Origin of the sequence: Methylomonas sp. MED-D (genome assembly GCF_050276835.1) — a bacterium.
GTDB lineage: Bacteria > Pseudomonadota > Gammaproteobacteria > Methylococcales > Methylomonadaceae > Methylomonas > Methylomonas koyamae_A.
Window position 1 is genome coordinate 3,583,633 of record NZ_CP189965.1, and the last position, 23,448, is coordinate 3,607,080.

Sequence of the window (23,448 nt, forward strand, 5' to 3'; positions counted from 1 at the left end):
CGCTATTCCGGGAAAAATTTCATTTCGACATTGTCGACGACAATCACATCGCCGGCGTTTAATCTGACGATCCGGTCGCCCAGCGGCTCCCGGTTGACGGCCAAGCCGTCGTGACCCTGCAGCGCCGACACGAAATAACCGTCCTTGCGACGGGCGATGACCACCACGCCGGCGCCGTCGTGGCCTATCCGGGTCATGGCTTTTCTAAGCCGCAACACCCGGCCGATATGGATACCGTTCATCACCTGTAAATTCGCTTCGGTACTTTTAGCGGCCTCGTCCAAACGGCGATTCAAGGCTTCCACGCCCGCGTCCGGATTGGCGACCGGCGCCGTGAACACCGCTTCCTGAAACCGGCCGGTGGTCTGATAAAGAATGTAATGCTTGCCGATGTTGACGATATCGTTATTGCGCAAATTCCATTCCTTGGCGCGCTGATTGTTGACGACCAGCGGAAACTCCTCGTTCAGCTGCTTGATCACGCAGTCGTCGCCCTTGACCACCGCCACCGCATGGGCCGGCGCGACCGCCAGACTGTCGACGACCACGTCGTTGGTATCGTCGCGGCCGATATGCACGATGCCGGAATCGAATACGCCCGCCTGGATCGCCTTGTCTTTAAAATAAACGGTAAATTTCGCCATCGTCGATAGTCAATTAGTCCCTGCGCCGGTTACCTAGTATAGCCACTATCACTTCCGTTGCAGAGCAAACCGGAATTTGAAAGCGATCCGGCCCGTTATTGGAAAAAGAGATGTTTTACAACAAAATGACTCGGGATGTTTCCCGATTCCGCGACGGCACGAATAATCGCCTTTCGGTCCGCCGTCGCGTTCTGCGCTAAACTTGCCTTATCACCCAGTCAACCGCGACGACCGCCATGCCAGATCTATCCGCGCTCCCGAATCCCGAACCGTTGATTGCCCAGGACATCTATATCGCCGGCACCGACGAGAGCAGCGGCAAGTCCTTGATCATGCTGGCCGTGATGGAGATGCTGTCCGGTTTCGCCGGCCACATCGGCTTTTTCCGGCCTATCATCCAAACCAGTCCGGCCAAGGACGACATGATTCAATTCATCAGCCACCGCTACGCGCTGCCTTGTCCGCCGGAAGCGATGTACGGCTGCAATGCCGACGAGGCCCGCGAGCTGCTGGCCGCCGAACAATACGACGAACTGCTGAAATTGATTTTGGCCAAGTATCGGGCCTTGAAGGCGCGTTGCGAACACATTCTGTGCGTCGGCACCGCGCCGCGCCGCGACAACGCGGCCTTCGCCTTCGAATTCAATCTCGACGTCGCCAACAATTTGGGTTGCTTGCTGATGCCTGTCATTCAGGGCTCCCATCGTACTCAGGAGCAAATCCTGCATAGTCTGGTCAGCCTGAAACACACTTTGCACGAACACGATTGCGAGTTGCTGGCCACCGTCGTCAACGGCGCGTCGCTCGAGCTGACCGACACCTTGCGCCACACCCTCCCCCACGATCCGGAATTTCCGGTTTACATCGTTCCCGGCGATCCGGCCCTGGAGAAACCCAGCGTCGGCGACATCGCCTGGGCCATCGACGCCAAGGTATTTTCCGGCGAGAACGGCGCGATGGGCCGGGAAGTGTCGCATTACAAGGTCGCGGCCATGCTGGTACCGGACTTTCTGGATTACGTCGAAGCCGGCGATCTGATCATCACGCCCGGCGACCGCTCCGATATCGTCATGGCCAGCCTGATGGCCTACCATTCCAAAAATTACCCGCAAATCGCCGGTTTGCTGCTGACCGGCCACCAGGAGCCGGCGCCGCAAGTGCGGAAATTGATCGACGGCCTCGGCGAAACCCCATTCGCGGTACTCGGCGTCGATTCCGACACCTTCACCACCGCGATGCAAGTCAGTCAGATCGGGCCGCGCTTACATAGTCAAAACGAACGCAAAATCGCCAAGGCGCTGGGCTTGGTCGAAGCCAATATCAACATGGTCGGCTTGCGCCTGCGGCTAAGCAGCAAAGTCAGCGGCAAGATCACGCCGCTGATGTTCGAATACGATTTGTTGCAACGCGCCAAGGCCAAAAAGCAGCACATCGTGTTGCCGGAAGGGAACGAGGAACGCATTCTGCGCGCCGCCGAAATCCTGCTGCTGCGCGACGTGGTCAAAATCACCCTGCTCGGCAACGAAGCGGAAATCCGCCAAAAGATCCAAAGCCTGTCGCTGAAACTGGACGGCGTCGACATCATCGATCCGATGACTTCCGAACTACGCCGGCTCTACGCCGAAACCTATTACGAAGCCCGCAAGCACAAATGCATCGTCTTCGATACCGCCTACGACTTGGTCGCCGACGTCAGCTATTTCGGTACCTTGATGGTCCACCTCGGCCACGCCGACGGCATGGTATCGGGCGCGGTGCATTCCACCCAGCACACGATCCGCCCGGCTTTCGAAATCATCAAAACCAAACCCGGCGCCTCCATCGTCTCCAGCGTGTTCTTCATGTGTCTGGAAGACCGGGTACTGGTTTACGGCGATTGCGCGGTGATCCCCAACCCCAACGCTCAACAACTGGCCGATATCGCCATCAACGCCGCCGATACCGCGCGATCCTTCAATATCGAACCGCGCGTGGCCATGCTGTCCTACTCGACCGGCGAATCCGGCAAGGGCGAGGCGGTCGATAAGGTCCGCGAAGCGGTGCGCATCGCCCAATCCTTACGCCCCGATCTGCTGTTGGAAGGACCCATGCAATACGACGCGGCGGTCGATGCCAGCGTCGCCAAAACCAAATTGCCGGACAGCCAGGTGGCCGGCAAGGCCACCGTGTTCGTGTTTCCGGACCTGAACACCGGCAACAACACCTACAAAGCCGTGCAGCGCTCGTCCGGCGCAATCGCGATCGGCCCGATTCTGCAAGGCTTAAACAAACCGGTCAACGACTTGAGCCGCGGCTGCACGGTGACCGACATCGTCAATACCGTCGTGATTACCGCGATCCAGGCCCAGCAAGCCGCGCCGGCGTGACGCTGCCGATGAATTCCGCGAGACTAACGATCTGGGCCTGGCTGCTATGGGCCGCGCCGCTAACGGCGGAAACCCGCATCGCGATTCTGAACTTCGAGCTCAAGGATATGACGCTGGCCCCCGGCCTACCGGCCGAAATCCAGCGGACCGCGTCGTTAAAACCGTTGCTGGAACGCGAATTGGCCGGCGCCGGTTATCGCATCGTCGATATACCGCACGCCGAACAACACGGCGCCGACAGCGGCGTCGGATATTTGTTCGATCATGCCGACGCGGCCGCTCAACTCGGCTCGCGCCATGCCGCCGATTACGTGCTGGTCGGCCGCTTGCATAAACCGTCGTTTTTGTTCGTTTACTTGATGGGCCACTTGGTGGAGGTCAAGCAGCAAAAAATAGTCGGCAATTACATCACCGAATCCAAGGGCGGCGACGCCAAATTGACCGGCAAGGCCGTCGAGGCGCTGGCCGCCAAAATCGATCAAGACCTGGAGAGCCGCTACTCGCCGCCACCGCCCGATTCGGCGCGCCGAAGCCAGCCTGACGATGACGAATTCGCGTCCGCGCCTGGCCGAAAATGAAGTGGCCGTGGGAGCGGCCTCAGCCGCGATCGGCGGCGCTTCACCGGCAAATGACTTTAAACCATCGACCGCCATCCAATCACCGCAAACCGCCAATTACTCGCGATGAAAATTCTGGTTCTAAATGCCGGCAGCTCGTCGGTTAAATACAGCGTCGTCGAAACCGACGACCATTCCGTCTCGATTTCCGGCTTGCTGGAACGCATCGGCAGCGCCGATGCCCGCCATGCCTACCGGATCGGCGCCGACAACCGGCAAATCGACGCCGCCATCGCCGACCACGGCCAGGCGCTCGGCCTATTGTTCGAAACGCTGACCGCCAGCGGGGTCGTCAATGGTCAGCCGCTGGCCGGCATCGGCCACCGCGTGGTGCACGGCGGCGAGAAATTCCGCGAACCGGCACTGATCGACGCCGACGTCACCCGGCAAATCGCCGAAACCATCCCGCTGGCACCGCTGCACAATCCGGCCAATCTGTCCGGCATCGAAGCCGCGTTGCGGCAGATGGGCGAGATTCCGCAAGTCGCGGTATTCGATACCGCCTTCCACCACACGCTGCCCGACTACGCCTTCCGTTATGCCCTGCCCGGCCAGTTGTACATCGAACACGGCGTGCGCCGCTACGGTTTTCACGGCACCTCCCATGCTTATGTCGCCAAACAAGCCGCCAAATTGCTGGGTAAGCCGCTGGCCGATACCCACTTGATAACCCTGCACTTGGGTAACGGCGCCAGCGTAGCGGCGATCGCCGGCGGCGTCAGCGTCGACACCTCGATGGGCATGACGCCGCTGGAAGGCCTGATGATGGGCAGCCGTTGCGGCGACATCGATCCGGCCATCGCCTTTTATCTGGCCCGCACGCTGGGCATGGACCTGAATGCGATCGACCAGCTCTACAACAAAGCCAGCGGTTGCCTGGGCGTCTGCGGCGAAAACGACATGCGCGCCATCCACGCCAAGGCCGAGCAAGGCGACGACTCGGCCAAGCTGGCCTTGGCGATGTACGCCTACCGAATCAAGAAATACATCGGCGCGTACTTTGCGGTGCTGGGCCGGGTGGATGCGCTGGTCTTCACCGGCGGCATCGGCGAAAACGACGCCTGGCTGCGCCAAACTTGCTGTGCCGACCTAACCGGCTTGGGCATCGCCGTCGATCCCAAGCTCAACGCCGCGCCGGTCAAGCCGACCGCGATCCACCCGGCCGGTACGCCAGTCGCGGTGCTGGTCATCGCCACCAACGAGGAATTGGAAATCGCGTTGCAGACGGCAGACTGTCTGGCAAAGCGGGCAACGTAAAGGGCGATAGTCCGGCAGCCTTTTCGCCTGCCGCGTTCCGTCACTGGAAAGACCGTGGATTTGACTCGGGCTACCGAATACCGCCGACGCTTTGCTCCCACGGTTCCACGCTGGAACCGCTAGCCGGATTGCGGATCGGCCGCCCCCTCCAAATCGTCCAGCGGGGAGACGACGCCTTGCCCACCCTGATGCAGCACATGGGTGTAAATCATCGTGGTTTCCAAATCGTTATGCCCCAACAACGCTTGAATCGTGCGAATGTCCGTGCCGCGTTGCAGCAAATGCGTGGCGAAGCTGTGGCGGAAAGTGTGCGCGGATACCCGCTTGGCGATACCGACTTGCCGCACCGCCACCCGAATCGCCTTATTGATGAGCGACTGATCGTAATGATGCCGCCGTGTCGCAGCGGATAAAGGATCGGCCGACAACGAACGCGCCGGAAACACGTATTGCCAACCCCATTCGCGCTCGGCATTCGGGTATTTTTTCGCCAACGCATAAGGCAGATAAACCGCCCCGTAACCGTCGGCTAAATCCTGATCGTGAACCGCCTTGACCTTGTCGAGATGGTTCAGCAACAACGGTGCCAGCGAGGCGGCAAACGTCGTCACCCTGTCCTTGTCGCCCTTACCGGAACGCACGGTAATTTGCTTGTAGGCAAAATCGATGTCCTGCACCCTGAGGCGGACGGCTTCGCTAATTCTCAAACCGCTGCCGTACAACAGCTTGACCACCAGTTGCGGTAAGCCCTCCAGCCGCGCCAAGACTTGCTTCACTTCGTCCACCGACAACACGACCGGAACATGGCGATGCATTTTGGAGCGGATCGCGTCTATACGCTTGGTCAAGGGCTTATTCAGGACATGCTTATACAAAAACACCAAGGCATTCATCGCTTGGTTTTGCGTTGCCGGCGCGACCTCACGCTGAGTCGCCAAGTGAGATAAAAAAACTTCTATCTTGGCCTCGCTGTCATCGAACAAAGCCTGCCGTTCCGTCATCCGATGAAACTTGACGAACTGCTTGATCCAATCGGAATAACTACGTTCGGTATGCAAGGAATAATGTTTCAGCCGCATCACGCGACGCACATCGTCCAATAAGGTTGGCGATTTTGTACTTGACATAAAACACCTACCTGATAAAGTCAGTTGCAACATAATACGCAGGCAAGATTGCCTGATTTCCAGGCTAATAGCAAGTTATCGAGGCAAACATGCCCACTTTTCCGGATACGCAGGCAAAAGTGCCTGAAAAGGCGGTTAATATCAACTTATACGGGCAGATTTGCCTGATAATCAATAGTTAAATGCGGGGCCAATCTCGAAAGGCTTGGAAAGCAATTAATTTATCGTAAAGAAATAGCAAATAATGGCTGAAGAAATCATGAAAATATGTTATTACCTGGAGGGAAAAACCTTGCAGGTTAACATGCGTTCAACCAGACAAGGTTTTTCCCTCCAGGTTAAGCCATGATTTTCAGCGTCATTCGTGTTTCTTTGCTTGAATCAAAATTATTGTTTGGAAATGTCATCAAGGCATTTAACCAGTCGTTAAACCTGACCAAAACTCCGCTTCGCTCCGTTTTGGCAGGTTAACTCTATTCGTTATGGCTCAATAAAAAATATGCGTAAATTACACCTAATCGCCTTATTTACCCTTTCGCCCGTGGTATTGGGGGAAAATATAAAGAATTTCAGTACGCCAGAGCAAGCCATTCAATTTCTTGAGGAAGCGTACCGAAGAAAGAGCATTGATGACGCCGTCTCAGCAAAAGATTTTTTCGAAGAAGGCCGCCTCATGTTACAGAATATAAATCCGGAATTTTCAAAAGATGGAGGGCTAGTCAAGCAGGCTGCAGAAACGCTTGAATTAGCCTATCGGAAAGAAATGGAAACGAAGGGGTTCCCCGATTTAGAAGGCCTTAAATGTTCTTTCCCTGCCAAAGAAACACTGGAAACCGATCTTGTGAAAGTCACAGAAGTGTGCATTTTTCCGGACGGACGGAACTCACGTCAGAATATACTCGTTAAGAAAGGAAATAATGGATGGCGTGTCCTAAATGTCACCGACTAAACCATAACGATTGCGTCAACGTGACCGGTTTTCCGCTAGCGCTCCAAACCGGCTCGTTACGCTGGCGTTAGGCCGAACAACACATGAGCCTCTTCCCCGAAACCGATGATCCCGAAGTCGTCCTCGCTGCCGCGCTCGAACGAGCGATCGAGAGCCATCGTGCGGGTGCTTTCGACCAGATCGGCGCCGAGTACGATGTTATTGAGTGCGAGGTGCTGCCCTTCTGGCACGTGGCTAAGGAGAACCTAGCCCTTGGGTTTCGCTTCTGGGACGACTGGATCGATGCGAGCAATCATCGGTGGCAATATCATCCCGGCATTTCGGAGGCCGACTGGCCTCTCCACGCAGCCGTGGTCGTAGCGGCCCTTCGGTCTCACTCGCTCCCAACTGACCCCTTCATTCTCCAGGCATTCACTCCGCCTCCTCCATCGTGGCTTCGGCGCTGGCTAAACCGTGTTCAGGGCCTCTGATCCCACGGCGCAGCCTGGCCTAAGCAGCGGGGCCGACGGTCCAGCGGAGGCAACCGTAATGAGGTCACCCACAGCGTTCGGCCTAATCGGGTAAGGGCGAGTATCTCTCCCGCCCTCCCCACACCACCTAGCATGCGGGTCCGCACTAGGCGGTTGAAACAGGGTAATGAAAACGTACCCACTGGTCTTTGATCGACACCAAGCCCTGCGCTTTTAACCACTCGTTGTTCATCGCCATTTGCGTGATCGGTGTCCGCGACATGGCGTAAGGCCCTTTCGAGCTGACGCCAGTTTTAATCGCTTCCTTTAAGCTGACGCCCAAACTGACCAGATGGCTGATCTTGGTGCGCGGCCACCGCCACTGTTTGATCGCCAAGGATGGCGTGAATGCAGATATTGCAGGAGCATATATCTGTCCAGTAGCAGCAACGCATTCGCCGCCGTAGCCATTCATCCAATTCAGGGATTGGCCGGTAATATTCCGATAACGCAAAGTAGTTCATCCAACCCACGATATAGCGGCGCAGTTCGCGGTAGCGATAAACCAGGCTGACGCCCCACGAACGCCCTGTGAGTTGTTTGATACGACGTTTAAAGCGGTGTAGCGCCTTGTCGCTCCAGACGATTTTGTTGCCTCGGAAGCAAAACCCGAGAAACTCCAATTCGTTGCTGGTACAGATACGACTTTTGTTGAGATTGACGTGTAGTTTCAACCGCTGCTCCAGAAACCGGGTGATGTTGGCCTGCACTCGTTGTGCCGCCCGTAGGCTGCGCACACAGATGACGAAGTCGTCGGCGTATCGGGCAAACCGATGGCCGCACTGGTGCAGGTAAACGTCCAACTCGTGCAACACGATATTAGCCAGCAACGGCGATAGCGGACCGCCTTGGGGAACGCCCTTAGTGGTCGCTTGCCATTGGCCGTTTTCGATAACGCCGGCGCGCAAATAACGACCGATCAGTTGCAGCACCCGCTTGTCGCTAATGCGTTGACCGAGCAGTCGCATCAACACGTCGTGACTGACGTTGTCGAAGAAGGCGGCCAAATCGATGTCCACCACCATCCGGTATTTCGCCCGGATATAGTCGCGCACTTGCCGGATGGCTTGGTGGGCGTTACGTCCGGGACGGAAGCCGTAGCTGTTGTGGCTGAACTCGCGTTCGAAGTGCGGCGCGAGTTGTTGCGCGATGGCTTGCTGGATCACGCGGTCGGCGATCGTAGGTATGCCCAAAGGTCGTTTATCGCCGTTGGGTTTGGGTATCCACACCCGCCGAACTGCTTGCGGTTGGTAGTCGCCGCTCATCAATTGGGTCTTGATGGTCGGCCAGTGTTGTTGCGCCCAGGCCGGAAAATCCGCCACGGAAATCGCGTCAACCCCAGCCGCGCCCTTGTTCGCCTTCACGCGCTTCCAAGCACGTTGCAGGTTATCGCGGGCGACGATGGTTTCCAGTAGTGGCTGGTCCAAAGCGTGCACGGTTGTCATACGCCGGTAGCTACTTCCCGCGGGCGCGGGCTACGTCAATACCGAGTCTGACAAGGCGCTGCCTTGTCCTGTTTCTTTGGTCCTTCGCGCTGAGGGCACTCCCGCCGCCAAGACTACTATGACCGCTGCTGACTTCTGAAACGTCACGCATCGCATTGCTACGCTGCGCGCGGCCCTTCACGAGCCGCCGGCGTTTCAGATCTCCCCAGATAAGAACATGAACTGTCACGACACCACCGCCGGATTTACTGTATAGCGCGAATTCATGGCCTTCGTTGTCCTGTGTCAACTCGGCCCTGCTGCTCAGCCTTATATCCAGTTTCTGTTCGTCGGCTCGTCGTTTTGCACTTAGGCTTCCTTCAGACAATCCCTCACGGGCTTGCCTTTGCCTTCGGCTAGTCGTTATGATCGCTAACATGATTAACGTTGAATTCTCCGACAGGGGACTTGCACCCCATAAGTTCATGCCCATGCTGGGCGTACACCCTGCGGTCAACCGGACGCCCGGCAAGCTGCGCTTGCCGGTCCCCTCCGGCCTACGGCCTCCGGTCGCCGGTTACCTTGAACGCTAGGCATTATATGGGAAGCTTGTTCACATGAAATATCTGTTCTTGGTGCTCATCGTCATTAACAGCTCGGGGATTGCGCGGGCCGAAGGATATGGCGTTACAACATCTACGGATTTAAAAGCTGAAGGTGCGAAGGGCTCACAATTTCGAGCTCGTGTGCTGCAATTGGTAAGTCTCGTCAAATCCAAGCACTTCGATGAAGCGGAGACTTTTGCAGCTGAATTGCGACGCACCTTTGAGTCCTCATTTGATCGATCGTTAAAACAGTACGTATTTCAATCCAATATTGAGTATCAAGAATTCTTAAAAAATTCTAGTGAGTCATTCGAATGGATCGATTGGGGATACAAGGAGTGCATTCAGATGCAAGCGTTCATTGCTTCTGACAAACGGTTATTTTCTGTGGCGATAGACCGCCTGAAGGAATTGCAGTCTATAGCCCCAATGTCTGCTGATACCTCAGTGGAACTTGGATTTGCATTTAATCAATCTCACCACCCAGATGACGCACTTGCTGCTTATGAACGGGGGCTACAATTGGCAAGAAGGTACCCGTCACAACGGTCTTTTGAAGGGGCAGCACTTCGAGGAAAAGGGTATTCGCTGGTTGAGCTTGGAAATCTGCATGAAGCAGAACTGGCCTACGAAGAATCCCTTATGGTTGAACCAGGTAACAAGGTCGCACTTAGGGAACTGGAATACATCAGGCAATCCTATGCTAAGCAATAGGCCTAACCAGCGGGTGAACTTGACCGGCAAAAGCTTCGCCACTATCGTGGCTACGCTTTCGCCGTCAAGTTACCCTTATCGTTATAAAGCTTAAGCATGAAGTACGACGCTAAAGTTGAACATAGTCACGAGAAACATACTGAATTCACGCAATGGTTAATTCGGGAAACGGTTTCAGGACTACTCAAATCGAAAGGCAATCCTGAAGAAATTAAGTCATGTGTGTTTTTATTTCTTCATAGGGCTTATGAAGCACATTTCGATCCTGATGAAATAGTAGATTTGCTGGGAGCCAAAAAACCGAGCATTATTGATAAAGCTGAGTTATTTGGTGCAGATGAGGAGGCGGTGCTTGCTGCGTATGAATTATTGGATCCAGTCATTAGTCAGATGTATGAATAATCGGCTTTATAACACGTCGCTCAAAGGACGCTCCGCTTCGCTGCGCGCCCCTTAGCTCTGCGTTATATGCTCAAATTACCCGGTCTAAGAAATGAATAAATTTGAAGAATTTGAAAAGGCTCAAAGCAAAATCAGAGAGCTCGACTTTCAAGGAAAAGACCAATTTAATAATGAGGTACTTGAACAGTACAAGTTAAGGAACTCATTTGGTTTAGACCCATCGAAAGAAATACATCGAATTTTCCAAAAAGATTATTATGAAAAAGATGTATCCGAAGGATATCTAACCCTGCCAATAGCATCTTCTACTGTATGGAACGATCCTCTCGAGAACCCGTTAGAAGATGTAACCGGTATCGACACGGTAACGGGCGGGAAAATCGACTATGGCACTCTTGTCAGATCATTCTATGCATTATGCTGGACGGAACGATCGAATCCAAACACTGCTGAGTGGGCCAGCTTTTCTCATGGGAAAAAGGCAGTAAGAATATCTACTACGGTAGGTAAGCTATTAGATCGCTTGATGTTGAATAACGACCGTCTTTACATGCATAGAATTTGGCTCACAAGTGTCGAATACACGAACCCATCTTTGATTCAAGCAATGAAAACGCCGGCCGTAGTTCTCAATCACATGGAGAGCACCGGTTCAATGCTTGCGGCTAGCGCAGCCGTTGTTCGCACGCAATTTTCTGGGGAAGATGAGGTAAGGCTTTTATTTGATGCCTCGATAAACCCAGAATTGCCTGGAATTGTATATTTGAATAATAATCAATTGTTACGCATCCCTTTTAACTGGAATGGCTTCGTTGATGGCCAGATTGAGAATTAGCTGGTTCACATATAACAATGCAAATCAAGCCGACGCAAAAAACATCACGGCTTATTTGCGGCGTTAGCCAGCGAAACAGATAACCATGCAACAGTTCTTTGAAACCAACTGGCTGTCGATTTTTTCGATTATCATCGGTATAGTCGTAGCGTATTTCTTTTACCGTTTGCAAAAGAAGGACGCGGCTTCCGCATCCTTAGAGCGCAAAAAGCACGCGACAGCAGAGCTACTTGATGTTGTAGAGAGTTACATCATTAACAAGCGGCGAATATCTGAGCAGGTAATTGAAAACTTAATCCATGCCTCAGAACGCGACCATTCCGTCGCGCTGCGCCCTGCCTGTACTGGAGTTTCCCTTCTACAAGATGTTGCCCTGCGACTTCAGCGTAGCCGTCATCTGGATATTCCTCAAAAGTCTGAGTATTCAGAGAAAATTGAACAGCTGATTCTGGAAATTCGGGAACATCGCGAGCCAATTCGGTTGGATGAATTGAATTCCGAAATGGCAGAAAAATTTGCTGAGATTGAAAGGTTATTGCAGCCAGAGCGTAGAGAACAAGGGAAAGATATTTTGGAATCAATCGCCAGCCTCGGAGAACGAAAACGCGAAGTTTCGCTTCGAACTGAGGAAAGTAGGGAGCGAGTAATGGCTGTTGTAACAACTCTTCTTGGTGTAACTACCGCGCTTGCAACATCCCTTATCGGAAGTAAGTTTTTCGACACAGTGTCTAGCTCACCGGTTACTTTAATTGTTGGCAAGCTCTTTCCGCTGATGGGTGCGCTTTTAGTTGTGGTAGTGGCACTTCAGTTTTTACTTACTACGCTGCGGATAAAACGAAGAGCAGCAGATAGCACATTACGCCAGGGAAAGTCCGATGGCTAACCTTGCGTTCGAAGGGACGCTCCGCCTATCGGAGGCACGCCCCTCAACTTCACGTTAGCATCAAAATGGAACAAGCCACTGCGCCAACACTCGATGAATTCAAAGCGGCCTGTAGGGATGAGTTCGGATTCCTACAGAAGGAATTTGGATTTATTGAAATTGGGCCGACTAGAGAAGAATATTCTAATTTGTATGAAGCTAATTTCGAAAAAGATGGCTGGCGCATCGTTGTTGCTGGATATTCGTACGGTTTTTCCGCAGGCATAGATATAAGAAATAAAAAAGGGATTTCCGTGCCTTTCCATCACTTGGTGCCTGATGGATTTTGGGAGGCGAATCGGCAAGGCTATGGACGCGGACAAATAGGAGATATTCGGTTTCAAGCGCTGTGCTTGAAAAGATTTGGAACACGTTTTCTCAATAATGACTGGAGCCAATTTCAGTTATTAAGAGATCTTGAAGAAAAATGGAAAGAAGAAAATACAAAGGCATGGGAGGAAGATGAACGAGAGTGGGCAATGAAAAGAGCTATTGAGAAGGCTGATAAGGCATTCAAGGCAAAGAGGTATTCAGAGGCGGCGGATAATTTAAGCGAATTTAAAGAATATTTGCCCCCTTCCCAAGCAAAGAAGCTTGCAATCTGCCTGAAACGAAGAAATGCTAACAAATAGCTTCAACGGACATCAAAAAGCGTCGCTCTGCTTTTTGCTGCCGCTGAGCATGGCGTTATATTTTTTCTCCGGTTTATGAAATTTTGAGAAAGCGTTGATAAACTGTTTTTGTAAAAATCTTAGTAGTACTAATAATCTTATAAGGGGATAGCCATGCCTACTGGAGTTCGAGGTGGAAATAAAATGTATCAGATGTATCGCGGAGGTTGCGCCGGAAAATTCGATCTTGACGGGATTAAAGCGGGGTATTTGATTTCCAAGTTGATGCGAGAGTGGCAACAGGAGGATGACCAAGCTTCAGTTGCGTCTAGTTTGCCAAGTGAATCATTGGTTAACGTGGGTAAAATTATCTATAAAAAACCCGTATTACTCGAAAGCTATGCAGACATGTCAATAATTAATCTCTCTATGAAATCTCTAGCTGCGGCGGACGAATTTGCCCGAAAGCAGCATAGTCAATCTAGCAGTAAAACAGATCTTACAAATCCACCTTGTGGCAATAGTGCGTATGTCGGGATGACTGACAACCTTAAGATTGCTAAAGCATTTGCAAGCAATCCTGAAGGCTGGGTATGGAGATTCGATATTCCAGGTGACAAAATATGGAAGGGAGGGACTGAAGACGAATGGCTCGCTCTTGGGGGAACCAAAATATACAACCTCTTTTTATCGAAAGATTCAGGAATTACTTTTACCCCTTTCTAACGATATAAAATATAACAAGGTTTTTGTGTGTGAAGGCTAGGGTATTAACAAAGGATTCAGAAAAACAGGCATTGATTAAGTGCTTGTCAGATCGGAACGTATCCCTGATGTTCTTCTATGAAGAGGAATTGGGAGAGGGAACTCCCCATGAAAAAGCTGGCAAATTCATAACATTAGTTCGTCCCCCATACAATTACGGACAGTTCGAAAAGTGGCTTTATCTTGGTAATTGGCAAGCCATTTTTCCAGCCAACAAGAAATATCAGCCTTTCAATACTTTCAAGACGAAAGGTCCAGAAATCGAGAAACGAATGAATGAAGCTAAAGTAACTCTTATCATCGATTCGTTCCATGATGACATCGAGTGGAATGTTATCGAAAAAACCTAACCAGGCGCTTCACCCGACCAAAAACCGTGATGCGGTTTTCGTCGGCTGAGCTTTACGTTATGCGCTTTAGAGACAGTTCGGCATGGAAGATCTTACAAATAGGTATCTAGCAAGTTGTTCACCATATATCAGCAGCTTGGTCTACGATATTGGTAACAGAACACTGGTCCTTGAATGTGTACCGGACCCAAATAGCTTAAAGCCGCACACCAAAGTAATTTTTACCGGTATCCGCTCCTACTCCGAAGAAACTATCGATGATGAATACGACGACATGTGTATGGATGGTGTTGTAGGCATGCATTGGATTCGTGATCATATTTTTTGTCTTCGTACAGATAGGAAAGAAATCATCCTGGAATTAGAAAATGAGCCGCGCAGGTTATGCACCGCATACCCTATTCAAGGTTTCCGATGAATCAAACCCCCAAGAAGGTACGCGATGCGTACCCTACATCGCTTGCAGCTCAGGCCATAAAATGCGTGCCATCTACGTTCTGTTTGCAATCGCTGCCGCCTTGAATTCGGCGATTGCGGCTACGGCAATCGAAACGGATGATCCATTGAAAGCGTTTGTGTTGGATCTATACCCCCGTGGCTCCGATTACTTCATCAACGGTAAGCACGATACCACCTTGTTCCGTTGCGTCGCCGACTTCAATGGCGACGCGCGACTTGACATCGCTTTATCGGAATTGAGCATTTGGGGAAATCGAACGGGGCCTTTTGATATTTTCGCCCGAGAGCCGAACGGTCGATTCAAGTATCTTCGCACATCCGATTATGAGTCAAAGCTCAAAGCGCTCTGCCGCGAACGACTCGAATCGTGTTTCTCGAACGATTACCTGTCAACCGAGAAGTGTCAATGGAAAAAAGAATTTGCAGAATAAGCACAGCCCTGCAATCAGAAAGATGTTTTATGCCGGTTCAAATCCAGCGGAGCGTTCAATGGATTTGACGGGTTACCAAACTCCAACTTTCAATCAAATCAACGAATACCGAAGTTACTATTTCTGCTCGCCGGTAACGATGTCGTTCATGGCGGGCGAATTCGACCGTTCCAAACGGAGGCGGATTTTATGTAAGCGGTCCTTTAACAGCATCTGTATAAACAGCTCGAAAGGAACGAAGATAGTGTCCACTTATAATCAGGTGGACACCTATGAAGGAGCATAACACGCGATTATCGCGGCCATTAATCGTGGGGCACGGGCGAGACGGCCGTTGCCTTTATGATCCGGAAGCCAAGCGGGAGCTAGTGAAAGTTTGCTTGCATTCGGGCACATCGGTTGCCAAGATCGCTCTGCAATACGGTATCAATGCCAATCTGCTGCGCAAGTGGATGGGGCATTACCGAGAAACAGGACATCCGAATCCGAACAGTCCATTAACGTTGCCGGCTTTTGTGCCCGTTCAGTCGCTGAGCGCAGAGAAACCGGCTGAGTCAGCGCTCAGTGCGGAGTTGCCCAACGGCGTTAAACTCGCGTTACAGCCTGTCGCACTGAGCGACCTGCCGGTGATTTTGAAGGCGTTGGCCGAGCTGCCATGTTTCGTTTCGACGCAGGATTGAAGGTCTACCTGCACCGCGAGCCGGTCGACGGCCGCAAGGCCATCAATGGTTTAGCGCTGCTGGTTGAGCAGGCATTAGGCTTGAATCCGTTCGAGCCGGCCATCTACGTGTTCAGCAACCGCCGGCGGGATCGGATCAAACTGCTGTTGTGGGACCGCACCGGTTTTTGGTTGATGCTCAAGCGGCTGGAAGCCGACCGTTTTCACTGGCCGAAAGAGGCAGCAGTTGTGATGTTGACGGTCGAGCAACTCCACTGGTTGTTAGCCGGTATTGACTTGGCCGCGATGCGGCCGCATCCGGCACGAACCTATACCCAAGTAGGCTGAAACGCGGATGTAAAGCCGGTAAAATAACGGCATGACGCCCACCATCACGCTGTCCACCGAAGACTACCAAGCCTTGCTGGCCGAGCAGCAACGGCTGGCGAGTCAACTGCGGTTAGTGACGGTCGAGCGTGATTTATTGAAAGAACGTGTGGATGCCTTTTTGCATAGGCTGTATGCCGCAAAATCCGAGGCGCGGGCCAATCCAGCCCAGCGCGACCTGTTCCTGAATGAAGCCGAAGCCTTAGCTCCTAACGGTACGCCGGTGGCCGAGGAAGCGACACCCGAAACGGTCGAGGTGACCGGTCACAACCGCAAAAAGCGCGGCCGCAAACCGCTCGATCCCCATCTGCCGCGCGAGATCGTGCGCCATGAACTGCCGGAATCCGAACGCATCTGCGGCCATGACGGCGCGCTCTTGGTGGAAATCGGTGCTGAAATCAGCGAGCAACTCGACATCGTGCCGCAACAGGTGCGAGTCATTCAACATCACCGCGTCAAATATGCCTGTCCGTGCTGCGATGAAAGCATTCGCGTGACGCCGGCACCGGTTCGCATCATCCCCAAAGGCTTGCTCACCGAAACGGCATTAGCCTGGGTCGTCACCGCCAAATACCAGGACAGCCTGCCGCTGTATCGGCAAGCCGCGCTGTTAAGCCGTTTCGGCGGCGATCTGTCGCGCAACACGCTGGCGGCCAGCATGGTGCGGGTTGGCGACGCAGTGCAACCCATCATCAACTTGCTGCGCGACCATCTGCTCGATGCCGATCTGATCCTGGGCGACGAAACCGTGGTTCAAGTGCTCAAAGAATCCGGCCGAGCCGCGCAAAGCAAAAGCTATCTGTGGGCACAAATGACCGGCTCCGGACCGCCGATTCGGCTGTTCAGCTACACGCCGGGGCGCGGCGGAACGCATGCGCAGCCGTTGTATGAAGGCATCAAACCCGGCGCGGTACTGATGAGCGACGGCTATGAGGTGTATAACGCCATTGCCGCCAGCCGGGGTGCGATTCACCTCGGCTGTTGGGCGCATGCGCGGCGTTATTTTGTCGAGGCCGAAGCCGCCATTCCTAAAGCCGCGCGCGGCCCGGAGCAACTGGCGACGCAGTTTATCGCGGCGATGGGTGAACTGTACGCGATTGAAACTCAGACGGAAGACCTGAGCGTCGAACAGCGTGGGCAGCGGCGCCAGGAGCAAAGCCGACCGGTTTTGGTCAAAATCGAAGCCCTGCTGCTACAACATCTGCATGCGGTAATCCCCGGTAGTTTGCTGGGCAAGGCTTTGCATTACTTGTCATCGCAGTGGTCCAAACTGATCCGCTTCGTCGACAACGGCGCTTGGCCCATCGACAACAACCTCTGCGAAAACGCCATACGCCCCTTCGTGGTGGGCCGCCGCAATTGGTTGTTTTGCGATACGGTGGCCGGCGCCCGTGCCAGCGCTAATCTTTACTCGTTGATCGAAACCTGCAAGGCCAATAGCGTCGACCCTTACACCTATCTGGTCGATCTGTTCCGAAAGCTTCCCACCGCAAAAACTGTCGAAGAGTTCGAAGCGCTGTTGCCTTGGAATCTCGACGCCCTAACGGACTAATCGTACGCCAACGGTTAAGTCATTGTCCGTTTCAGTTCTAGTGCGTCCTTCAAAGATCGCTTACGATTTTATGGCGGGGTTTCTACCGCCTGCCGTCGAATTGTTAGGCGATATGCCGAGTTACACCGATCGAATAAGGTATGGCTTTGCTCGAGGCCGGGCGGCGAATGTTAAACGGCTAGTGGAACGCGGACGTATGATCGGCTTGGTCGCCGCCTGCCGGGGATAGCTCGTCTGATAGGCCAGCCGTCGGCTGTTCTACGACCGCATGCGCCGCACGTAAATCGACTATGCTGACCCGATGATCGACTCTCCTTTTTTCAAAGTTCAGCCTGACGGATCGGTCGATATTGGCGCGATGAACGTCAAATCAGTCACCAAACAGGACTTCCCTCGCTTGAGGCGGCCATTCGCGGTTTGGTTGTTCTTGGCGTTTGCGCTCGGCACGAACGCGGCGGCGAAGGATAGCGGTGCGCCCTCGGGGAGAAAAGCCGCCCGCAATTTGCCGGATATTGATGCGACCGAACCCGATGCCGTCGATATTGAACACGAAACCAATATTTTCCATAATGCGGCTGTCGCCAATCTTTCCGCGAATATCGGCCTGGCGCCGGGTTGGGATGCGGGCCTCAGTGTGTTGAACGCGCAATTTGCCTCGACGGCTTCCTCGGCGGCATCGTTCCAGCCGGATATTTTGGTGAATTTGGAAAAACATTGGACGGCTGAAAACGTACAAGTGATCGCGGGGATGCAGAACGGCTTGGGCATTGCCGCGTCCGGCAACGCTTTCATGAATCTTGCCTATCTGGAATATCAACGCCATCTACCGGATTGGGATGTCGATATCGACACCGGTCTTTATTACGCCAACGCGGCGCTCGCCAATCACGATAGCGCGGGTTTGCATCTGAATGTCGAATTGCCGGTATCGGGAGAACTGAGGTTTGACGCCGATTATTGGTCCGGATTCAACGCCTTGGGCGGTACGACTTTCCGATTGTTGTATCCGCTGTACCGGAATTGGCGGGTCGGCTTGGGCGTGCAGTGCCCGACGCTGGACGCCGGCGATCCTGTCGTCGGCATATTGGGTGTTTATTGGCGATAATTCCGACCTTGGCCAACGTTGATTGGGATTCGCGCGTTTTTCCGGCTCGGTCGGTGACGGGAATGACAGCTTTAGTCGCACTGGGATCGAACGGCCGTTCCGCCGTCGAACTAAAATATCGGGCGTTCGTTACCTGACGATGCTCCGACCCAGCGGCTTTCGAGCCGACCGAAGGACTCTTTCACAGCTTTTGTTAACGTTGGTATCCATTAATCTCTACCCACCATTTCACGATGACCGAATTTATGTACGACATTGACAGCGTACTGATAGCCGGGGTGCTATTGGTTTCCATGCTTTTGGCCATAGAAAGCGGTTATCGACTGGGCTCTCGCTCCGAGCATGTCACCGGCGAGGATTTCAAGCAACACGTCAATGCAACCTCGGCGTCGTTGCTGGGGATATTAGCGCTGTTGCTGGGATTTACATTTTCGTTGTCGTTACAGCGTTACGATAGCCGCAGCGAGGCGGTGGTCGACGAAGCTAATGCGATAGGCACGACCTACTTGCGTTCGCGGATGCTGCCGGCCGGCGTGCGGGACGAAGTCGGTAAGTTGTTGCACGAGTATGTCGATCTGCGGGTGAAGGCCGGGGAAATCAATTTGACCGCCCACCAAACGCTTAGCGAGATGGCCGCCGAAACCGGCAGGCTGCACTCGGCGTTGTGGGACTATGCGCGGCGTGCGGTGGAACTCGACCCAAGGCCGGTGACCAGCGGTTTGTTCGTGCAAACCTTGAACGAATTGATCGACAATTACGGTAAACGCGACGCCGAACTTGCGCGTCATGTACCCGAATTCGTGCTGTTCCTGCTCTACATCACGTTCATCATGACCGGGGCGGTAGTCGGCTATGCCACCGGGCTCGCCGGACATCGTCCTTCGTTCGTTACCCACATTTTGGTGGGATTGATCGTGATTTTGGTATTTATCATCCTCGATTTGGACCGTCCGCGCCGCGGCTGGATTCAAGTGAGCCAGAAAAGCATGCTCGATCTGCAGACCGATATTCGCGAACTCTCCGGCGTCGGCAAGCAATAAGGCAATCCAAGCCAAGGTCATCGCCGGACCCATACGCCAGATTACCGGTTTTTGGATGCTTCGTTTCCCGACTTCATCGACAAGCGTGCGGCATCAAGCCCGCCTCCAAACAGGCGTCGGAACCACGCTTGATCTCCCGAATAATTTCTAGTAGTGTTCCTGAGTCGAAAAAATGTGCCCCAGGTCCGTTTGCGTTGTTCGGCGAAACCTCTAGGAAAACCTATCAACCGGGAGTTTTTATGAACCAGAATGTTTTAAGAGCAGGTGTGTTGCTGTTGGCGAGTTTATCGAACGCGGTCGGTGCCGCGGTGTTGGATTTGTCGACCGACGGTTCCAATCCTACTCCGCTCAGTTTTTCCGCGGGCGACAACGTGGTCGACGTGAAATTGGACCCTAGCGCCGGCGCGGATTCGCGTTTTTTTAGGTTCGACATCGGAGCTGGCTATCGACTGACTTCTATTCAATTACAGGCTTTCACGTTTAGCCAGATTGGCGGCAACCCCACCGCTACCGGCGTGGCGTTTTTCGGCTTGAAGCAAGGTACGACGATCACGCCCAGCGTTGTCGACCCGTCCGCTGTCGATGGCTACGCGCTGCTGGGCGCTCCGGTCGGAACAACCCCGATCAACGGCGTTATTCCCACGAATGTCGGGGAAGATGTGTTTCCAAGTCTGATCGCTACCGGGGCCTTTACCGGCACCCAATTGCCCGCCACCTTAGGGGTGGGCAGCTACACGGTTTGGTTGCGTGAAAGCAGAACCATGGACACGTTTTCGTTGAACTTTAAAGTCGCCACCGTTCCATTGCCCGGCGCCGCTTGGTCGATGGGGTCGGTGTTGCTTGGCTTGGTCGGTTGGGGAAATCGACGCTCTCCCCGCTCGAACTCGGTTGCGGCTTAATCGCGGATGGGTTTACCCGTTCGTTAACTATTCTCGAACCTCGTCCCATCGGCTATCGCGCCGATGGGTTTTCAAATATTTCCCAGCGTGCCTGAATTCGGAAAGGTTCTGGTCGTTCCTGATTGGGGTAGGCGTCCACGCCATCGAGCGAAGCCGGAGCCCGGTTGATGTGGCCAATCGCTGCTGGCCAGCCACCCGTGACGGCGTCCCGACGCGCGGTTATGGACGTCAGTGTGGCGAACGGCTTTTCAGCAAAATCAATGCCTTGCCATATTAAACCGCGACCAAGCCCCGGTTTCGCGGAATAACTCGCCGCGCGGCCCCAAAAAGCCCTATCATATTAGCTATCTCTTATGTGAGACGGACTGAAAGGCGGTAGGGATTGCCGAAACTTTATTTCTCAATTGGAAATAAACAATGTATTCAGCATGGTATTGTAAATTAATGCCTGAGAGTTATAGTGAAGCCGTCTTCACTAACTCTGCGACTGAATTCAGTCCGGGATGTAAATATGAATGCTTCAAACAGCTTCTATAAAGATATTACCACCGGTTTATTGTTTATTATCGGTATGCTCGGTTTTCTGTCGGGCCAATTCGTAATCTCTACATTGATGTTCGGCGCGGCTTCAATTTTCAGCAATCTAACCTAAGTGATGCTGTCCGGCCGTTATGGTTTCAGTTACACAACTCAAGGCGCTGGCGGTGAAAGTCCATGTCTTTCATCATCGGGTTGGGCGCCAATTCGCGTAAGGAGTATCACATGAAAATTCGAAAGGGCCGCGCAACGGTTAAAGTGAATGGGCTGGATTTTTTTAGGGCGTTGAGTATCTGGCGAATACCGACGCGACATAAATTAAACGCGGCGATGCTGGTTTTGTTTGGCTTATTGCACATCGCCGATGGCGTGATTACTTATCTCGGCTTGAGCTTTACCGATGTCGACGAGGTCAATCCCATTTTGAATTACTTTGCCGGCTTGGTGGGTTTGGGACTGGCCATTACATCGCTGAAAGTGGCGATACTTCTGGTGATTGCTTTTATCTTCTTCGACCGTCACTCGATCAAAGGGCGTTGGGGTACGGCCACCTTGGTTTGGGCTGATGCCTTTTACAGTTGGGTGGTAACCAATAATTTTACATTGGTCATGGGTGCCTGATTCCATCCTACGCATCCGTTTGAAAAGCGTGGGCTCGGTTCTTTAGGCTCACGCGGTGTTGATGTAAACCCCGTATTTCTATCGTCCGTTGCCTCGAATCCCGTTTCCCGCTCTGGCGGGAGGGGGTTCCGGATTCGAAATCCCGCTTTTATTCCGATTCGTTAGCCACGACAAGGCAGCCCTAAACCGTTCAATGTTGGACGCGGCAACCTCTTGCTCCTATACTGCGAACGCTGAACCGCCTGTCCAATTGACGGCCATTTCGAAACGCCGCCGGCTACGAAAAATCCCACATGAAAATTCCGTTCCTGACCTTGTTTGGCCGATTTTGCGCGGCCCTGTTTATTGCCGGCTTGACCGGATGCGCCTATGTCACCGAAGGCAGCAAACTGCGGCCGATCACGCCACAGGCTAACGCGATGAGGCCGATGATAGAACATACGGTCGGCGACTTCGCGTTTACGATGGATGGCGGTGGTCTGGTGACTGACCATCTGGCTGGCGTGTTGATCAACCAGAACGTGCTGAATGCCTGGGTGGACAAAGCGTATATCCGCGATCACGAAGCGGTGGCGCCGGGCGAGTTTACCGAACGGACCGATTATCGTCTGACCTTGTCCGGCAGCCAGCATGGCGAGTCTAGTATCGCTATGCAAATTATCAGCGGACTGACGTTGTTTATAATCCCTTATACGGTTACCCAACATTACGATATTCGCTTTACGTTGGTCGATGCGAAATCCGGGATGTCTTACGCCGCTAAGGTCGAAGAAGCGAATAAAGCCTATATGGAATTGTTTTTGTGGCTGGCATTGCCGTTTGCCGCACACAACGAGCAGACCCTATTCGAGCGGATAGCCGACCATCTTTACGATCAGCTTTACCGGCAAGGCGCGTTTCAAACGACCAGAGCCCCGGTCGGCTTACCGTGAGGGGATTCGATTCCTGGACACTGTTAGGTCAATGCGAGCGCTATCCCATCGCCCAAGCCTCGTCGGATTTGAATCCACGTTGGCGCGAAAGTCCACGCTCGGACTGGATTTATCGTTTAGCCATCCATTAATACTAAAGCCACTATGCATATTTGGGTTGACGCGGACGCCTGTCCGAAGCCGGTCAAGGATATCTTATTTAGAGCAGCCGAGCGTTGCCGATTAGGGACGACCTTGGTGGCCAACCAACCGATACCGGTTCCACCGTCGCGCTACATCAAAATGCTGCGCGTCAGCAGCGGCTTCGACGTGGCGGATAACGAAATCGTCAAACGGCTGAAACCTGGCGATCTGGTGATAACCGCCGATATTCCATTGGCTGCCGAAGTCGTCGCCAAGGGCGGTCACGCCATCGATCCGCGCGGCGAGCGCTATTCCAACGAAAACATCGGCGAAAGACTGCAAATCCGCTCGATGATGGACAGTCTGCGCGCCAGTGGTATCGACACCGGCGGTCCAGCGCCCTTGCATCCGCGAGATATTCAAGCATTCGCCAATCAATTGGACCGTTTTTTGGCGACCTTAAGCCGCGCCTGAAGGCGGTAATCATCCGCCACGCCGTTCGGCGAGGTGTTGTCGCGATCACCAGCAAGCCCCTTAGTGTTTCCGTGTCTAAGCGCTCCAACGTACCGACGTCGCGTATCGGACGCGCTAGTCTGTCGTTGGCTTT

At 53.3% G+C, this 23,448-nt stretch carries 25 protein-coding genes; 21 read left to right on the forward strand and 4 right to left on the reverse strand.

Annotation, left to right across the window (positions count from 1 at the left end; all coding sequences use genetic code 11):
* Positions 1-2: 2 nt before the first annotated feature.
* A complete protein-coding gene (locus ACQE3E_RS16055; RefSeq protein ID WP_064028012.1) occupies positions 3-644 on the reverse strand; it encodes an FHA domain-containing protein in 642 nt (213 codons plus the stop codon).
* 236 nt (positions 645-880) lie between these two features.
* Here ACQE3E_RS16055 and pta point away from each other — a divergent pair, with 236 nt between their 5' ends.
* The 3 genes from pta to ACQE3E_RS16070 all read left to right on the forward strand — a co-directional run bounded on the left by pta (position 881) and on the right by ACQE3E_RS16070 (position 4,884).
* Entirely contained in the window at positions 881-3,010 is a 2,130-nt protein-coding gene (gene pta, locus ACQE3E_RS16060) for a phosphate acetyltransferase (RefSeq protein WP_427500834.1), read from the forward strand.
* 8 nt (positions 3,011-3,018) lie between these two features.
* Positions 3,019-3,588: a DUF2380 domain-containing protein gene (locus ACQE3E_RS16065; protein WP_427500835.1), complete on the forward strand. Its 570-nt coding sequence runs from the start codon at positions 3,019-3,021 to the stop codon at positions 3,586-3,588.
* A gap of 105 nt (positions 3,589-3,693) precedes the next feature.
* A complete protein-coding gene (locus ACQE3E_RS16070) occupies positions 3,694-4,884 on the forward strand; it encodes an acetate/propionate family kinase (RefSeq protein WP_427500836.1) in 1,191 nt (396 codons plus the stop codon).
* Positions 4,885-5,003: 119 nt separating this feature from the next.
* Here the strand turns inward: ACQE3E_RS16070 and ACQE3E_RS16075 are convergent, their stop codons facing one another.
* Positions 5,004-6,011, reverse strand: coding sequence for an integron integrase (locus ACQE3E_RS16075; RefSeq protein WP_427500837.1), 1,008 nt, complete (start codon positions 6,009-6,011; stop codon positions 5,004-5,006).
* A 499-nt stretch (positions 6,012-6,510) separates the two neighbouring features.
* On the opposite strand from ACQE3E_RS16075, the gene ACQE3E_RS16080 reads away from it, so the two are divergent.
* Positions 6,511-6,960: a hypothetical protein gene (locus ACQE3E_RS16080; RefSeq protein WP_281020882.1), complete on the forward strand. Its 450-nt coding sequence runs from the start codon at positions 6,511-6,513 to the stop codon at positions 6,958-6,960.
* A 56-nt stretch (positions 6,961-7,016) separates the two neighbouring features.
* Here the strand turns inward: ACQE3E_RS16080 and ACQE3E_RS16085 are convergent, their stop codons facing one another.
* Together ACQE3E_RS16085 and ltrA are read right to left on the reverse strand one after the other, a co-directional pair.
* Complete coding sequence (locus ACQE3E_RS16085; RefSeq protein WP_313729761.1) at positions 7,017-7,190, reverse strand: hypothetical protein; 174 nt, start codon at positions 7,188-7,190, stop codon at positions 7,017-7,019.
* A 533-nt stretch (positions 7,191-7,723) separates the two neighbouring features.
* Positions 7,724-8,914, reverse strand: coding sequence for a group II intron reverse transcriptase/maturase (ltrA, locus tag ACQE3E_RS16090; protein WP_313729760.1), 1,191 nt, complete (start codon positions 8,912-8,914; stop codon positions 7,724-7,726).
* A 596-nt stretch (positions 8,915-9,510) separates the two neighbouring features.
* Between ltrA and ACQE3E_RS16095 the strand changes: the two genes are divergently transcribed.
* The 17 genes from ACQE3E_RS16095 to ACQE3E_RS16175 all read left to right on the forward strand — a co-directional run bounded on the left by ACQE3E_RS16095 (position 9,511) and on the right by ACQE3E_RS16175 (position 23,315).
* The gene (locus ACQE3E_RS16095; RefSeq protein WP_313729759.1) at positions 9,511-10,212 is read left to right on the forward strand and encodes a tetratricopeptide repeat protein; all 702 of its coding nucleotides are present in this window, start codon (positions 9,511-9,513) and stop codon (positions 10,210-10,212) included.
* Between the two features lie 96 nt (positions 10,213-10,308).
* The gene (locus tag ACQE3E_RS16100) at positions 10,309-10,614 is read left to right on the forward strand and encodes a hypothetical protein (RefSeq protein WP_313729758.1); all 306 of its coding nucleotides are present in this window, start codon (positions 10,309-10,311) and stop codon (positions 10,612-10,614) included.
* A gap of 91 nt (positions 10,615-10,705) precedes the next feature.
* Positions 10,706-11,449, forward strand: a complete 744-nt coding sequence (locus ACQE3E_RS16105; RefSeq protein WP_313729757.1) for a hypothetical protein — start codon at positions 10,706-10,708, stop codon at positions 11,447-11,449.
* A gap of 85 nt (positions 11,450-11,534) precedes the next feature.
* Complete coding sequence (locus tag ACQE3E_RS16110) at positions 11,535-12,332, forward strand: hypothetical protein (RefSeq protein ID WP_313729756.1); 798 nt, start codon at positions 11,535-11,537, stop codon at positions 12,330-12,332.
* A gap of 65 nt (positions 12,333-12,397) precedes the next feature.
* Positions 12,398-13,003 (forward strand): hypothetical protein, encoded by a 606-nt coding sequence (locus tag ACQE3E_RS16115; protein ID WP_313729755.1) that lies wholly within the window; start codon positions 12,398-12,400, stop codon positions 13,001-13,003.
* 153 nt (positions 13,004-13,156) lie between these two features.
* A complete protein-coding gene (locus ACQE3E_RS16120; protein ID WP_313729754.1) occupies positions 13,157-13,708 on the forward strand; it encodes a hypothetical protein in 552 nt (183 codons plus the stop codon).
* A gap of 107 nt (positions 13,709-13,815) precedes the next feature.
* Positions 13,816-14,097 carry a hypothetical protein gene (locus ACQE3E_RS16125; RefSeq protein ID WP_313729753.1) on the forward strand — a complete coding sequence of 94 codons (282 nt, stop codon included), beginning with the start codon at positions 13,816-13,818 and terminating at the stop codon, positions 14,095-14,097.
* A 368-nt stretch (positions 14,098-14,465) separates the two neighbouring features.
* Positions 14,466-14,987, forward strand: a complete 522-nt coding sequence (locus tag ACQE3E_RS16130; RefSeq protein WP_427500838.1) for a hypothetical protein — start codon at positions 14,466-14,468, stop codon at positions 14,985-14,987.
* A gap of 272 nt (positions 14,988-15,259) precedes the next feature.
* On the forward strand, positions 15,260-15,667 hold the full coding sequence (locus tag ACQE3E_RS16135; RefSeq protein ID WP_231883784.1) for a transposase: 408 nt from the start codon (positions 15,260-15,262) through the stop codon (positions 15,665-15,667).
* Positions 15,643-15,993 carry an IS66 family insertion sequence element accessory protein TnpB gene (gene tnpB / locus ACQE3E_RS16140; protein ID WP_313727828.1) on the forward strand — a complete coding sequence of 117 codons (351 nt, stop codon included), beginning with the start codon at positions 15,643-15,645 and terminating at the stop codon, positions 15,991-15,993. The genes ACQE3E_RS16135 and tnpB overlap by 25 nt, the downstream gene beginning before the upstream one ends.
* A 31-nt stretch (positions 15,994-16,024) precedes the next feature.
* Positions 16,025-17,584, forward strand: coding sequence for an IS66 family transposase (gene tnpC / locus ACQE3E_RS16145; RefSeq protein WP_427500839.1), 1,560 nt, complete (start codon positions 16,025-16,027; stop codon positions 17,582-17,584).
* A 301-nt stretch (positions 17,585-17,885) separates the two neighbouring features.
* Positions 17,886-18,689 (forward strand): hypothetical protein, encoded by an 804-nt coding sequence (locus ACQE3E_RS16150; RefSeq protein ID WP_313729751.1) that lies wholly within the window; start codon positions 17,886-17,888, stop codon positions 18,687-18,689.
* 233 nt (positions 18,690-18,922) lie between these two features.
* Complete coding sequence (locus ACQE3E_RS16155; RefSeq protein WP_168031387.1) at positions 18,923-19,729, forward strand: hypothetical protein; 807 nt, start codon at positions 18,923-18,925, stop codon at positions 19,727-19,729.
* Between the two features lie 239 nt (positions 19,730-19,968).
* On the forward strand, positions 19,969-20,628 hold the full coding sequence (locus ACQE3E_RS16160) for a hypothetical protein (RefSeq protein WP_313729750.1): 660 nt from the start codon (positions 19,969-19,971) through the stop codon (positions 20,626-20,628).
* A 762-nt stretch (positions 20,629-21,390) separates the two neighbouring features.
* Positions 21,391-21,786 (forward strand): DUF5658 family protein, encoded by a 396-nt coding sequence (locus ACQE3E_RS16165; protein WP_139306396.1) that lies wholly within the window; start codon positions 21,391-21,393, stop codon positions 21,784-21,786.
* Positions 21,787-22,079: 293 nt separating this feature from the next.
* Positions 22,080-22,718, forward strand: coding sequence for a hypothetical protein (locus tag ACQE3E_RS16170; protein WP_313729749.1), 639 nt, complete (start codon positions 22,080-22,082; stop codon positions 22,716-22,718).
* Between the two features lie 144 nt (positions 22,719-22,862).
* Positions 22,863-23,315, forward strand: coding sequence for a YaiI/YqxD family protein (locus tag ACQE3E_RS16175; protein ID WP_313729748.1), 453 nt, complete (start codon positions 22,863-22,865; stop codon positions 23,313-23,315).
* Positions 23,316-23,448: the final 133 nt, after the last annotated feature.